At 41.3% G+C, this 13,722-nt stretch carries 14 protein-coding genes; all 14 read right to left on the reverse strand.

The features are described from left to right. Positions 1–186: 186 nt before the first annotated feature. Complete coding sequence (locus QWJ34_RS20065; RefSeq protein WP_302730605.1) at positions 187–924, reverse strand: hypothetical protein; 738 nt, start codon at positions 922–924, stop codon at positions 187–189. Positions 925–1,123: 199 nt separating this feature from the next. Continuing rightward, positions 1,124–1,321, reverse strand: coding sequence for a cold-shock protein (locus tag QWJ34_RS20070; RefSeq protein WP_037287260.1), 198 nt, complete (start codon positions 1,319–1,321; stop codon positions 1,124–1,126). A gap of 270 nt (positions 1,322–1,591) precedes the next feature. Next, positions 1,592–1,927 carry a hypothetical protein gene (locus QWJ34_RS20075; RefSeq protein ID WP_302730609.1) on the reverse strand — a complete coding sequence of 112 codons (336 nt, stop codon included), beginning with the start codon at positions 1,925–1,927 and terminating at the stop codon, positions 1,592–1,594. Continuing rightward, positions 1,920–2,324 (reverse strand): flagellar export chaperone FliS, encoded by a 405-nt coding sequence (gene fliS / locus QWJ34_RS20080; RefSeq protein WP_302730610.1) that lies wholly within the window; start codon positions 2,322–2,324, stop codon positions 1,920–1,922. The genes QWJ34_RS20075 and fliS overlap by 8 nt, the downstream gene beginning before the upstream one ends. Positions 2,325–2,367: 43 nt before the next feature. Then, a complete protein-coding gene (fliD, locus tag QWJ34_RS20085; RefSeq protein WP_302730611.1) occupies positions 2,368–3,990 on the reverse strand; it encodes a flagellar filament capping protein FliD in 1,623 nt (540 codons plus the stop codon). 16 nt (positions 3,991–4,006) lie between these two features. Further along, the gene (locus QWJ34_RS20090; RefSeq protein ID WP_302730612.1) at positions 4,007–4,393 is read right to left on the reverse strand and encodes a flagellar protein FlaG; all 387 of its coding nucleotides are present in this window, start codon (positions 4,391–4,393) and stop codon (positions 4,007–4,009) included. A 205-nt stretch (positions 4,394–4,598) separates the two neighbouring features. Further along, the gene (gene tagD, locus QWJ34_RS20095; protein ID WP_302730614.1) at positions 4,599–4,982 is read right to left on the reverse strand and encodes a glycerol-3-phosphate cytidylyltransferase; all 384 of its coding nucleotides are present in this window, start codon (positions 4,980–4,982) and stop codon (positions 4,599–4,601) included. 29 nt (positions 4,983–5,011) lie between these two features. Next, the gene (locus QWJ34_RS20100) at positions 5,012–7,672 is read right to left on the reverse strand and encodes a CDP-glycerol glycerophosphotransferase family protein (protein WP_302730615.1); all 2,661 of its coding nucleotides are present in this window, start codon (positions 7,670–7,672) and stop codon (positions 5,012–5,014) included. A 681-nt stretch (positions 7,673–8,353) separates the two neighbouring features. Further along, on the reverse strand, positions 8,354–10,228 hold the full coding sequence (locus QWJ34_RS20105) for a glycosyltransferase (RefSeq protein ID WP_302730616.1): 1,875 nt from the start codon (positions 10,226–10,228) through the stop codon (positions 8,354–8,356). A gap of 198 nt (positions 10,229–10,426) precedes the next feature. Continuing rightward, on the reverse strand, positions 10,427–11,242 hold the full coding sequence (locus QWJ34_RS20110) for a flagellin N-terminal helical domain-containing protein (RefSeq protein WP_302730618.1): 816 nt from the start codon (positions 11,240–11,242) through the stop codon (positions 10,427–10,429). A gap of 156 nt (positions 11,243–11,398) precedes the next feature. Continuing rightward, positions 11,399–11,647, reverse strand: coding sequence for a carbon storage regulator CsrA (gene csrA / locus QWJ34_RS20115; protein WP_302730620.1), 249 nt, complete (start codon positions 11,645–11,647; stop codon positions 11,399–11,401). A 1-nt stretch (position 11,648) separates the two neighbouring features. Continuing rightward, positions 11,649–12,110 carry a flagellar assembly protein FliW gene (locus tag QWJ34_RS20120; RefSeq protein ID WP_302730622.1) on the reverse strand — a complete coding sequence of 154 codons (462 nt, stop codon included), beginning with the start codon at positions 12,108–12,110 and terminating at the stop codon, positions 11,649–11,651. 106 nt (positions 12,111–12,216) lie between these two features. Then, on the reverse strand, positions 12,217–12,786 hold the full coding sequence (locus QWJ34_RS20125) for a DUF6470 family protein (RefSeq protein WP_302730624.1): 570 nt from the start codon (positions 12,784–12,786) through the stop codon (positions 12,217–12,219). Between the two features lie 17 nt (positions 12,787–12,803). Further along, entirely contained in the window at positions 12,804–13,718 is a 915-nt protein-coding gene (gene flgL, locus QWJ34_RS20130; protein ID WP_302730626.1) for a flagellar hook-associated protein FlgL, read from the reverse strand. Between the last annotated feature and the right edge of the window lie 4 nt (positions 13,719–13,722).

Here is a 13,722-nt window from a genome sequence, read left to right on the forward strand (position 1 = left end):
TTTCCTCGTCACTCTTCACCTGCCCTTTCTGCAGTACCTGCTGTCGACAAAGTATAGCTTTGCAAAACACAAAAACCCCCTTCGTTTGCTTAAACGAAAAGAGGTTTTTATAAACTTTAAATAAAGAATTAATATACAAATAAAATATAATTGTAATATTTTTTCTGACATACTTCTAAGTTTATTTCATTGGTTTTCATCGTTTTCGTGGGAATCTTTCGAAGTTATACCTGGCAGCAAAGAGACAAAACGCGCAAACGTAAGCAGCGTCATAACCAGGCCGATAAAAGACTGAACGGCAATTAACGATATGCTCACTTGATCTTTGATTCCGAAATTAGCCTGTCCAAAAGTAGTCATTGTGACAAAGCTGATATACAAAGCCTGGGAAAGAGGATTATGAATATCGGTATCGATATTGAACGATTGAGCGCTTACCAAATAACATACTGCAAACCAAAATATAATTTCAAAAAAATTGTGAATCAGTAAAATGGTCATTCTACGGAATCCGACAAGCTGATAAGCCGCCTTTTTACGCAAAGCTTTTTCGGCAATCCAATCTCTTCGATCCCGGGCCTGCCGAATCGCTTTTTTCTTTTTTAATTCAGCCCGATATTGATCGAACAATAAAATATTCACTTGTGTAATCACGATCTCAAATGTACGCAGTACACCATACCCCAGCAATATATAGGAAAACCATGCGGCTTCGTCAAACAGATAAACTATAAACATTGCAGCCATAGAAAGCACAAAGTTCAAAAAAACCCACAGTTCCACTCTGGTCTTACGCGTAAAGCCCGGCTTGAAGATAGCGAACTTTTTGTTTAAAAACTCGATTCCTTCGAATATTGATACGTAGCTTAGCACTTTAAAAAACAATGAATACAAATAGACGATATCTTTCTCGCCTTTCTCCATTTTCAAGCCCCCTATGCAAGGTAAATAGCTGTTTCCCTCCTATTATTATCGGCAGTCCCTGATTGAATTCAACCCTTTTCCGCACAAAAAAAGCTCCGCCTGAGCGGAGCTTTCCGGCTGAGCCATGTGTACTCTCTAACCAGCATAAATCATTAGAGCTTAATCATCTATGTAGGTCAGGTATACGGCTTATGACGACTTACAGAGGAGTGACGTTGGAAGCCTGCGGTCCGCGTGCGCCTTCAACGATGTCAAACTCAACGGATTGTCCTTCTTCCAGCGTTTTGAATCCTTCGATTTGAATCGCCGAGAAGTGTACGAAAACGTCGCCGCCTTCTTCCGTTTCGATGAAACCGTAACCTTTTTCTGCGTTAAACCATTTTACTTTACCTTGCATGCACGAACATTCCCTTCGTTATCAAATAAAAATGTGTGATCCACTCTTCGACTATACCACCCTGTATTCTCGACTGTCAATTGGAATATAAAATAGTTTCATTCAATTATATTCCAGCTAAAAGCCAACAATTCAGTCAGGTGAATATACAGATTCGGGATTATTGATAAAATACCCAAAATCGCAAAAAGCGAATCAATTTTCAAACATTTTTCCCAAAAAAAGAACTCCATTTGTATGATGGAGTTCTTACTGTTTAATGTTGCTCTTTTACTTGCGGCTGTCCACGAGATAGGCATCGGGTGTGTAAGCCGTCTCGTAAGCACTGCGTTGGGCTTTGGCCTGATTGCGCTGCTGCAGCCAGTGAGCCGCTTCATTGCGCAGAAAGTTGATTCGTACCGCAATCCGTTCGTCCATTGCAATCACACTGCGGATACGTTCTTTGTTTGCAGCCGACAACGGCGCTGTTGCCGCTTCGCTCTCGATCTCGTCTACGATGATCTGCCGGCGGTCCATCATATCTCCCAGCTCTTCGTAGGTCAGCAACCCCAGCCTGGCCTGGATATCCGCCGACAGCTCTTCGAGCCGGGTGATCGAATCAGACATTAACAGCGGTTCCTACCGACGGAGTGGGATTTGCCGCTGCCAGTCTGCTTGCTTGTACCCAGGTTTCTTTCAAATCACGCAGATACTGAAGCGCTTCTTCGGCAGGTTCTTTGGTTTTTTTGATATTGGCCTGGATAAGCAGGTAGTTCATGTACTCATACAAAGAATACAGAGTTTTTGAAATTTCATAAGAACGATCGAGCGTAGTAATCAACTCGGCGATAATGGTTTGGGCTTTTCCGAGAAAGAGGTTTGTCTTCTCGTTATCGTGAGCTTCCATACCTTCCAAAGCCGTTTTTACAAAGCGGATCGCACCGTCGTAAGTCATGATCAGCAGTTGGGCAGGAGAAGTCTGTACGGCCGTCTGGCGATATCTTTCGTATGGAGAGTTCATCATCATTATCCACCCTTTATCAATTTATAGAATTGGCTTGTTTGCGTTAGCTTGAGCTTCCCGTCAATTGGGATAACTGAGATTGATATTTGGACATTGCGCTCTCCATTGCGGAGAACTGTTTATAATATCGGGTTTCCGTGTCGTTTAATTGAGTGGTAAGCGTAGAAATTCGGCTGTCGAATTGTTTTAATTGCCGTCCCATGACACTTTCCGTTTTGAACGTGTCGGTAAGACTGCCGCTAAATTTGGAAGTACCCGCGCGCTCGGCAATACTTCCCATCGCTTTATCAATCGCTTTGGAGAATTTCCCGAAGATCGACGTGTCCGTACTGCCTGCGGCTCCCTGAAAAAGATCGGAAACCTGCTGCGGGTTGGCTTCAACCGCCGCTTTGAATTTGTCTTCGTCGATATAAAGTTTGCCGTTTTCGTAGTAACTTCCGGTAGTGATCCCCATTGCGCCGAGCCCGCCCATTTGAGCGCTGATTGTAGAACGCATATCGGAGAGCAAAGATTTGATAAAAGGGTCGTTTTTAAGCATACCGCTTTTGGCTTTTTCGTCCCAGGCTTTAATATCGGTTTCATTCATGCTGGAGCGCTGTTCCGTAGTCAAAGGCTGAAAAGAAGGATATCGGGCTTCATTAATTTTAGTATTAAAAGAGCTGATCAGATTGTTGTAATCTTCCATAAACGATTTGATCGTCGCCAACGCTTTGGTCGTATCGACTTGAGTCGCGATTGTCAAAGGCTTATCGTCGCTTGAAACCAGATTGTTGGAAGCATCCTTGGTCCATGTTCCCGTAGTCGACTGAAACGTGAGCTTCACACCGTTATAAGTTCCCGAGTTACTGTCCAGTTTGATATCCGCACCGTCATTGATCGAGAAAATAGCCTGCTGCCCTTTAACGGTGCCTGCTTGAATTCGATCATCCATTGAATCATTGCCAGAAGATTTCGAAAAAAGATCCAGAAAAGAACTATCGGTCGTATCGATCTTGACCGCTTGTTCGCCCATCGTTTTCGAAGAGAGCACCAGCTGTCCCGTTACATCGTCGAAAGCGGCTTTGACGCCGGCTTTTGCATTTCCGTTAATTTGAGAAATTGCGGAAGCCAGGGTAGTTCCTTCTTTGAATTTAAATTGGACTTGTTCGATTTTATCCGTTCCGTCATCGTTTTTACCATTAGCGACGTTGAACGTAAGATTATAAGTACCCGAAGAACCGACCGAACTTCCGCTTTGCTTCGTGTCGATCGCTCCCAGCGACATCGTTGTTCCATAACCGCTGCCAAGCTTATCTAAGCTGACCGTAGTAGCGGTCGCCAGCTGCTTTACACTGACTTTCATCGGAATCCCGCTTGCAGAGCTGGTGGCTTCCGCTTTTACAGCGGTTGTCGTCCCATCGGTAACGGCACCCGTGCTATCCTTAATGACGGCTACCTGTGTATTTAATGCGGCGGAAGTCCGATAGCTGTTGGCACCGCCTACGGACAGTTTATTGGCTTTCAAGTTGTAGAGTGTGCTGTTCACTTCCCGGTAGCTTTCACGCTGCCATTGAAGGATCTGCTTATTTTGATTCAATTTGTCCAACGGTGCTCTTTTGGCGGTCATGAGATTCTTAACTAAACTGTCAATATCCATACCCGAGAAACCGTTAATTCTTGAAACCATGTCTTAACTCTCCTCCCTAAACGCGTTTATCCACTAAAATTCCGGCGATCTCCATCATTTTGGCGACCAGATCCAGCGTCTTCTCCGGAGGAATCTCGCGAATCACTTCTCCGTTTTCTTTATTCAGAACTTTTACCATCAACTGATGTGTTTTTTCGTGAATATTGATTTCGAGTGTCGTTTCCGGCCCTTGCAGCGCTTTTACAGCACGATCGATAGCTTTCATCAGCTGCTCGTCGCCGATCGGGACCGCCACACCCTGATTTGTAAGTTTGCTTAATTCTCCACCGCTTCTTGCTGACTGAATCAATTGGCTGTCCGCTTTGGAAGATGCACTGCTTGTTTGTCCGGCTTGTATCGATCCTCCAGACACACCAGCCGATACAGAAAACTGCAGATTCATCTGACAACCTCCGTCTTAACGTATTTATTATATTTATCGGGCGCTGTATTAAAAAAATGAAGAGCCAATATATAAACTCGGTAGGTAGAGTTTATATATTGGCTCTATATGAGATATCATAATTTCAAATAAATAAGCTCTTTCATTTCCTTCTTAATGTTCAACTTATATGCGGCATATTCCATTAAGTGCTTTATAAGTGCATTTAAGGAATAATCAAGTTTTTTTTAATTCCGCTTGAAGATATATCAGGAGTTCGAGGGAGATAAATAACTTTGCATTGAAGATCATCAAATTTGCCAAGCCAATCGTCACCCATTACAAAAACATCAATATTATTTTTTACGATATCTTGATTTTTTTGTTCCCAATTTTCTTCTGGAATAATCTCGTCCACATAACTGATAGCGGATAACAACTTTCTTCTTAACTCAAAAGAAAAATATGATTGTTTTCCCTTAGCAGTATTAAATTCGTCTGTAGACAACCCAACCGTTAAATGCGTCCCCAAAGACTTAGCGCGTTCCAAAAGCAAGATGTGACCATAATGGAGCAAATCAAATGTGCCATAGGTAATAACCTTTTCCATTCCTATTCCTCCTTTATGATTGTCAATTTTCATTCTCTTATTAATAACCTCAATTTATTGGCGACTTCCTGATCGCTTTTTTCGTTTAGAGAAAAGTGATAGGCTTTTTCGTAAAACAGGAGGGCTTTTTCATGATTCCCTAACTGCTCGTGAATTAAAGCGAGGCTATATATTGCATCAAAATAACAAGGATTGATAAGAACGGCGTTCTTCAAAAAATATAAAGACTTCTTTAAATCATTGTTTGCATAGTATACCGATGCGGCCATACTACTTAGCTCTGCATTTTGCAAAATAAGTCTCTCGTTTGTTTGAACTAAGTTCATACATTCTTCGAAGTTATTCATTTCAATCAAGCTATTCAATTCTATTGCTAAAGAGTTCTGATCTTGATGATTTTGATACAGTTCATTAAGTCGCTTTAATTCCAGCTCTTTTTCTACCAAGCTCCAAACCCTTTGACTAGAAGAAAAGTCACGATAGTGATGTACTATAGTTTTAAGCTTTTCTCTATCTGTTTCAAAATAACTATGATTATTGAAGCTAAACAACAACTCTTTTTGGAATTCTATCTGGCTTGTAACTTTTGGTCCTGGAGTCCAAGCATCATAAGGCTCAAGTAAAAAACCTCTTTTATCCTTGTAAATATCTATATCTACAGGAATAAAAAGAATTGGTCTATTCAATAACAAGTAATCAAAATAAATAGAAGAATAATCTGTGATAAGAGCATCAGCTGCTCCGAGAATTTCGTAAAAGTCTAAATTATTCGTTTCGATCTGCGATTCTTCTATAAGTTTCACCCGTGAACTATTTAAAAGTTTAAGTTGCTCTTTAAGCAAATTCTCTTCTACCCAATGCAACTTAGTGAAAAGGTATATATTATTATCTTCTAAAAAGTCATTAAAAGAAGCAAAATCAAAATTCTCAAATCCAAATAGATTATTCCATTGTTTGCTTCCTTCGTTTTTATTCGGATTAAAGTGAGATGAACGGAATGTTGGAGTATAAAAAACAACCTTTTGTGCCTCTAAATTAATATTAAATTGTTTTTCTAACCAAGCTCTATTCCCTTTATTCAGTAAGTCATTTCTTGGTGCACCTGTAATATGGAACTTTCGAATATCAGTCCCTATACAAGCATTAAAAATTGTATTAAATGTACTTGAATACGATGATATTAAATCTATTTTCCCCCACCAGTCTTTCACTGTTTGAGCAGTCCTTTTATCTCCTACATCCATATTGGCCATAGCTTTTAAAGGAAAGCCATGCCATAGTTCCAAATTTATTTGCTTATCGTTAAAGGGATAATTTGCTTGTGTTGTAACAACAAGATCGCTCTCTTCAACAAAACTGTCATACTCGTTATACGGCATTTCTTTAAAAACTCTCACATCGTAATTCTGCTGAAAATTAGAAGGGATATTTTCCCATAAAGCTGTAGCATTACAACCCGCGCTATTGGAGCTTATTAAAGAAATTTTAGGCTTATCCAATCGTTTCAGCAATTCAAAAGCTTTAGATTTTTGCGTATCTCCTATAGCTAAATATTTATCGTATAATTTCAAAGCTTTATATATTTCTCCATTTTGTTGAGCTAGATCTGCTAAAAGAAGTCCTGCTCTTTTATCGGTAGCACTTTCCTCCAAATCTTTAAGGTAGCTAAAAACTTCGTTTAATCTTCCTTGTTTAATAAATAATCGTGACTTCATTATATTTATAAAAGCTTCTTCTAATTCTATTTTTTCGAGCCATAAAATAAAATCAGAAGCCTTATCTAACTGTTCTTGTTCTAAGAGAAGTATTAAATATTCTTCTATAGCGTCTTTAAAAATTTCTCCATCCTTCTCTTTATCTAGACCACCTATTTTATCCAGTTTCCTGTTTCTTGCCTTATAATTCTGTATGCCTTCTAGATCAGTATCTCTATAAATATGATAGGCAGGATAATGCGTGTCCACATACATTCCAATATTAAGCGCTGCAGCTCTGATGCAAAAATGTCTGTCCTCTCCCCAAAAGGAGATATTTTTCAATTCATCAAAATTAACTCCCTTTAGCAAAGCTTCACGAGATATCAATGTACAGGCTCCTAGACCTCCAACCTCATATACACCTGGATTCTTAAGTTTTTGTAAAAAATCATTTTGTCTTTGCAAAGCTTCTGTTTCTGAAATTTGCTCATCTCTATGTTTGGTAAATAAATTATAGTGATCTTGAAGCCAAACTTGAGGAAGCTCAGGAAAGTCCGGTTGCCACTTTGTCCAAAATATTTCCGAAATGATTTCTTTTTCTGCTTGAATTAATTTCCCAATAGTATCAGTATGCAGTACGATATCTGAATCAATGAAAAACAAATAATCATATTTATATTCAAGTGCAATATTAATGATTATGTTTTTCATGTGCGCAACTTTCCATATAAGTGTTTCATTCCAGCTATGAGTCAAATCATTTTTAACATAATGATTTTCATTATCGTAGTTGTGGATCATGACGCTATCATTGTCCTTAGAAAATTCTTGAAGCAATTGACTAGAAGCGGGCTCATTATTATTATCTAAAAACAAGTAATGTAACTCATACGTATCTTGCTTCAAGTTACTAAGTGAGTTTAAAAATTCCTGAAGAATAGCTGGAGACTGCTTAATTGGACTTCCTACAAGTACGCGTTTTTTTAAGTTCAATATTTTAACCCTCCTAGAGTACTATTCATATCTATTCACATACTTACTCAAAGAATACTTTTTTTTGCTCATTTCTCTTATCCAAAGCATGAAAAATCCTATATACCTTTATCGACAATATGGCTTTTTATGATTAATAGCAAATTCAAATTCCATTCCGCTTATCCTACTCTATACTTAAAAACTTTGTATCAATGATTTAGACCTTATACAAATAAGACAACTTCCGTTCGTAAAGTGGAAACTTTTTATAGTTCAATGAAGAATGAAAAAGTAGTTACTGATTTCTCACAGTTGTAAATTCTTTTGGAATACCAAGCTTCTTCATTTTACAATCCGTCATATCGTTTCTAAACAGCAAGTACGAGATCCAGCGTCTAACAGTTTTTTTGGAAACGGATGTCCAAGTTATGAATTTTATACTTTATGCATTTAGTTTTATGACTTTTAGACTATTCAACCGACTCCATTATCAAATAGAGTCAGTTGAATATTTTTTTATTAAACGACATTCGCCTTCAACTATTTTAAAACATTCATATTTCATGTCTTTAATTTTAACCATTAAATCATTTGAACTCTATTATTTCCTCCTTGGAAATATGCTGGATAACGAATTCAAATATTCTATTTAAAGATTTTCAAGTCATTAGCATTGAGTCCTATATATTCACGAAACACTTACTCCGAAGCCCATAAAGATAGCGGGTATTCATAATGGATCAGCTGCTTAAGGTTCTTAGCTTCACTCTTTTTCCCCATCTTCTCATAAAGATCATAAAGCTTCTCATATGCTAGATAGCTAGGCTTGATTTCGATCAGTTTTGTATAAAACAATAAAGAATCCTCTTGATAATCTACATGGTCACAAACATCGCCTAATAATTCTATAACATTGGGATTACGAGGTTGCTCCTTAAAGATTTGCAACAGCAAATCTATAGCTATTTCAGTAAATCCATAAGCAATCAGCCTCTTGCACATCTCGTATTTGGCTTTAGGCGAACATACCCAAATCCATTGCAGCATCTCTTCAAATGCATTGTACTCCTGTAATTCGATAAGGCCTGTTGCCATCTCCAAAAGTAATTTTTCTACAGTAGTTGTAATTTTCCCTTCCGGTTTAGAGGTTCTATCTACAACCCGTTTTAGCAGCTTCTTTTCATTGATACTGTAATTCATAGAAGGAATAACTTTTTCTATTAAGCTTTCCTCCTGAAGAATAAAAGCAAGAAGAACAATATCAACCTCATTAATCGGAGAAACCTGTTCCAGACCAAGCCAAATGTCCCGGGCTTGTTTATAATTTTTAGAATATTGCGCCCCTACCGCATGTACGTAAGGTTCAACCTGTAGGTTGTAATCTTTCAAATAAGCGGATAAGAGCGGATGTTTGGCTGCATAAAAAATTTCAAGAATCTTTTTAAGATTTTCCAAGTTATTGATTGAAAAAAATCGTGAAATACTTCCCTTTACATCTTCCAATGGAACATTAGCTTTTTTCACAATACTCAAATACTTATACAGGCCTTGAGTAAAATCTTTTTTTTGTTTCATAGCCTGTGTAATATGCTCGTAACTTTCCAACAGCTTATATTTTTCTTCATACCATTCTGCGAGCCTAAAATGAGCGATGTAGCTGCCGTAGCCTTCAGCCACTGTAATACCTTGGTCTCCGAGTTCCAAACATACGTTCATGGTTTCTATTGCGTCTTTCTTATACCCGGCTTTCTCGAACAATAATGCTTGAAGATGCAGAAGATCTACCTCATTCTGAAAAACATTGACCGCGTCACTCAATATAGTTAGGGCTTCTTCATAGCGTTCCAATTCACCTAAAGACTTACATAGTGTTGAAATCAGTTCTGGAGCATTGCTCAGCCCTTTGCTTAGAGGATACGCTCTTTTCAAATAATCAATCGCTTTTTCGTGTTCGCCAAGCCACATGTACATGCGTCCCATATTAAACAGGTTGTACGCGTTCGGATTCTCTTCTACTTCTTTCAGCATTAGAGGCATATTTCTTTGTGCTTTGTCCCGATCCTGCATCATTTCATCGGTATAGCCAGCGTGCATAATTAAAGAATCGGCGTAGCCTGCTTCAAGTCCCTTAGTTTCCATCGTATTCAAATGTTCATGAAGCCGATACTGATATCTAAGACCCTTATGATTGATAAAGAGTCGAATTGCCAAATGATTAATCGCAAGATCTCTAGACAAAAGATTATGAATTTTTATAAAATAATAGTCTTTCCCATCTGCCAAATCCGACTGGAGATCGGCTTCGTCCGTAAGATATTCATCTGCATCTAACACAAGGATGTAATCCATGGTTGCATGTTTGATAGCTTCGTTTCGGGCAGCGGAAAAATCATTGATCCATTCAAAATGGTGGATTTCCGAATTGTATCTACGCGCGATATCCAAAGTGTTGTCGACGGATCCCGTATCCACAATAACGATTTGATCTACAAAAGGTTTCGCGCTTTTTAGACATTTCTCTAGATACTGTTCTTCATTTTTTACGATCATACATAACGAAATTGTTTTTTTCATCAATTCGTTCCTTTCGTCCCGAAGTAAAAAACCCTATACTTCTTTATCGGCACTGTGGCTTTTTATGATTAACTCAAATTCCGCTTCTTTTCAGATTATCTTATGTATACAGGATTTGCACCAACCATTTATGGAACGCATAAACAAAAAAAAGGTTTCCGTCTTGTGGACGGAAACCTTTTTGCAAAGCGACGAAGATTAACGGAGCAATTGCAGTACAGCTTGCGGCTGTTGGTTTGCTTGAGCCAGCATCGCTTGCGAAGCTTGAGCAAGGATGTTGTTCTTCGTTTGAGCCATCATTTCTTTCGCCATGTCTACGTCGCGAATACGGGATTCAGCGGCCGACAGGTTTTCGGAAGTCGTGCCCAGGTTGTTGATGGTGTGCTCCAGACGGTTTTGGTTCGCGCCCAGTTTCGAACGTTCAGCCGAAACGCTCTTGATTGCAGCGTCCAGAGTGGAGATTGCGGCGTTAGCGCCGGTTTGCGACTCGATCGATACGGAGTTGATGCCCAGCGAAGCAGCGCCCATGTTGCCGATCGACAGCTTGATGTTTTGGCTTGTGTTAGCGCCGATGTGGAATACTGCATTACTGATGCCGGTTCCGTTCAGCAGTTTCTTGGTGTTGAACTCGGTGTCTGTCGAGATACGAGTTACTTCTTTTGTCAGTTCGGTTACTTCTTTTTGCAGCTCTTTACGATCGTCGTCAGTGTTTGTATCGTTCGCGGATTGAACTGCCAGCTCACGTACGCGTTGGAGGATGCTGTGTGTTTCGTTCAGCGCGCCTTCAGCCGTTTGAATCAGCGAGATGCCGTCTTGCGCATTCTTCGAAGCCATGTCCAGACCGCGGATCTGACCACGCATTTTTTCGGAAATTGCCAGGCCGGCAGCGTCGTCGCCTGCGCGGTTGATGCGGAGACCGGACGACAGTTTCTCGATGGATTTGTTCGTGTTGGCAGTGTTCGTGTTCAGCTGACGGTGAGTGTTCATTGCTGCGATATTGTGGTTGATAATCATTGTGGTATTTCCTCCCTGAAATTGTTTAGTTCCACGTCCATGTGGATGATTTGTTTGCTATAAGCTGGCTCTTGAGGTCGGCCGCCCCTGTTCACCAGCTTATGATATATATATCGGCGCTGCTGCGGGTTTGTTTATAGCATTTTAGGATCTTTTTTAATTTTGTCCGGATTTTTTTGGAACGGCCATCAGCTGCATCAAACGCTCCAGATTCTGCGCTTGCGGCGCAGCCGACTCGCGGTTGGCCTCCTGGATGGACAGATAGACTTCCTTACGGAAGATATCGACTTCCTTGGGCGCTTGAATGCCGAGACGGATCGTCTCGCCGTCTACAGCCAGAACCGTAACTTCAATATGATCTTGAATCACGATCGACTCGCCTTTCTTTCTCGACAGTACCAGCATGTTACGCGCCTCCTTCGATAGAATCGGATGGGGACTGCCCGGCAGCCTCAGAAGCAAACAGAGGGTGCTTTGTAGCGTAGGCAGAGTTATGCAGGACAATCTGTCTGCCTTTTCGTTTGACAGGGTTCAAGACCAGAGGAGCCAGGATATTCATTGTCGATTTCTCGATATCGTCGCGTAGCGTGACAATGCAGCGGACCTGGACGCCGGTTTGCAGTTCAAGTTCTTCCGAATCGGAATCGCCGAGCTCGAACTCGTACTCCGGGAAGAAGACAAACGGATCTGCCAGCAAAAAAGAAAGATGTTTTTCTTTTAACGACTGTAAATGAAAAAACGGGCTGCCTTCCACGGGGAGCAGTGCAAATTCATTTTCTTCTTCGAAGCCGGGGATCCCGTTCTCAAAGCGGTAGATCTGCTCTACCGTAATCTCTATGTTTCCTAAAGACGATGTTTCGATAATCAATCGAATTCACTCCTCAATTGGCTTATATAAGATCTTTACAGCGATTATAGAATAAAAAAAAGCCATAGACCACAATCTCTCGCGTATCCATGACTTTTATTTTGTTTTAACGGACCGTATCGATCGCAGGCGGAATGATCTCCAACGAGTTTTTTTGCAGCAGATAGATGCTAAGTTTGCCCGGATCGTAATTGATTTCCGGCGCGGCGGTATCGATTCTGATATTCACTTTGGCCGGCGTAAAGTCAATACGGGTCGGTCTCACTTCAAAATGCACGTCTACGTTAGCCATGGAAGCAGGACCTCGAAATTCCGGCAAGGGAAAAGGCTTGTCGTCTCCGCCGTAAATTTCCGCTATGGTATTGCCCGGTTTCTGGATTGCAGCCAGCTGGTTTCCCATCTGTGCCCGATCCGCCAACCCTTGCAGAAAGTTCTGCTGAAAGCCGGCAGTAAGCCTCGAGTTCATTTCAAGCACCGTTCCGCCGGTATAGGCAGACCTGGCCCGGCTCTGGTCGATCGTCAGCTCCGGCTTATACTGCTCGATATCCCACTGCTCGCGATCGGTTTCCTGATGCATTTCCGGCTTCGGCTGACGGATCGACATCTCTCCCTTGGTCGTCTCCATGCCAAGCAAAGCCGGTGTTTGTCTGATCTGTATCTGAGGAATAGAAGACATGGGATGCCCTCCTTATTTTACCGCATGAAGTCGATCAACGACGTGCTGATAATCTTTGCGCCTACGGATAGAGAAGCGTTATAAACATTCTCTTCGATCTTCGATTTGATCAGAAGCTCCGCATAGTCGGCGTCTTCCGTTTTCGACTGCAATTCCGTCAGGTTTGTTTCCAGATCGCCCAGACGGCTTTGAATCAGTTCTAAACGGTTGGACTTGGCTCCAATACCGGCATGGACGACCGAGACTTTGTCCGTACGCGAATCGATCAGGCCCAGCTGGTCGGAAATTTTTGTCAAATCCCCGTCCGCCAGAGCCTTGTCCAAATTGTTCATGATAGCAAATAAATTGTCGTCCTCGTCTCCGCCGAACACCGCATTCCCGGACGTGTTAATATCCATCTGAACGCCCGCGCCTACCGTATAGTTGACTTTGCCCTGATCCAGTACCAACGATCTGACACCGGACGTGTCGGACGATCCGTCCGTTTTGGTAAAGTTATACGGCTTTTGGTCGTAAACCTCGCCATTAAAAATGTACTTTCCGTTGAGCTGGCTGTTGCCGATATCGATCAGCTGCTCCTTGAGCTGCATCACTTCAGCCCGAATACTGTCATGGGCTTCCTGAGGATTCGTTCCGTTTGCGGCATTAACCGTCAGCTCCCGCACACGCTGCATGATGGAGTCGACTTCCGTCAGCATGCTGTCGCCAAATTCCAGCCAGGAGCTCGCACTGTCCGCATTGCGCTGGAATTGTGAGTTCGAAGACAGTTCCTGACGGTAACGCAGCGAATACGTGATCCCCGTCGGATCGTCGGACGGCTTGTTGATTTTCATTCCCGTCGTCATTTGAAGCTGGGTATCGGTCATTTTTTGCGCATTCCGATTCAGGTTGTTCAACAGACTGCTGCTCATCATATTGGATGTAATTCTCATAATA

The sequence above is a fragment of the Saccharibacillus sp. CPCC 101409 genome (assembly GCF_030518235.1).
Classification (GTDB): domain Bacteria; phylum Bacillota; class Bacilli; order Paenibacillales; family Paenibacillaceae; genus Saccharibacillus.

What these genes read in the sequence shown, in the direction of transcription:
- QWJ34_RS20065 (WP_302730605.1), bottom strand. Translation starts at nt 924, where the DNA reads ATGGAGAAAGGCGAGAAAGATATCGTCTATTTGTATTCATTGTTTTTT.
- QWJ34_RS20070 (WP_037287260.1), bottom strand. Translation starts at nt 1,321, where the DNA reads ATGCAAGGTAAAGTAAAATGGTTTAACGCAGAAAAAGGTTACGGTTTC.
- QWJ34_RS20075 (WP_302730609.1), bottom strand. Translation starts at nt 1,927, where the DNA reads ATGTCTGATTCGATCACCCGGCTCGAAGAGCTGTCGGCGGATATCCAG.
- fliS (WP_302730610.1), bottom strand. Translation starts at nt 2,324, where the DNA reads ATGATGAACTCTCCATACGAAAGATATCGCCAGACGGCCGTACAGACT.
- fliD (WP_302730611.1), bottom strand. Translation starts at nt 3,990, where the DNA reads ATGGTTTCAAGAATTAACGGTTTCTCGGGTATGGATATTGACAGTTTA.
- QWJ34_RS20090 (WP_302730612.1), bottom strand. Translation starts at nt 4,393, where the DNA reads ATGAATCTGCAGTTTTCTGTATCGGCTGGTGTGTCTGGAGGATCGATA.
- tagD (WP_302730614.1), bottom strand. Translation starts at nt 4,982, where the DNA reads ATGGAAAAGGTTATTACCTATGGCACATTTGATTTGCTCCATTATGGT.
- QWJ34_RS20105 (WP_302730616.1), bottom strand. Translation starts at nt 10,228, where the DNA reads ATGAAAAAAACAATTTCGTTATGTATGATCGTAAAAAATGAAGAACAG.
- QWJ34_RS20110 (WP_302730618.1), bottom strand. Translation starts at nt 11,242, where the DNA reads ATGATTATCAACCACAATATCGCAGCAATGAACACTCACCGTCAGCTG.
- csrA (WP_302730620.1), bottom strand. Translation starts at nt 11,647, where the DNA reads ATGCTGGTACTGTCGAGAAAGAAAGGCGAGTCGATCGTGATTCAAGAT.
- QWJ34_RS20125 (WP_302730624.1), bottom strand. Translation starts at nt 12,786, where the DNA reads ATGTCTTCTATTCCTCAGATACAGATCAGACAAACACCGGCTTTGCTT.
- flgL (WP_302730626.1), bottom strand. Translation starts at nt 13,718, where the DNA reads ATGAGAATTACATCCAATATGATGAGCAGCAGTCTGTTGAACAACCTG.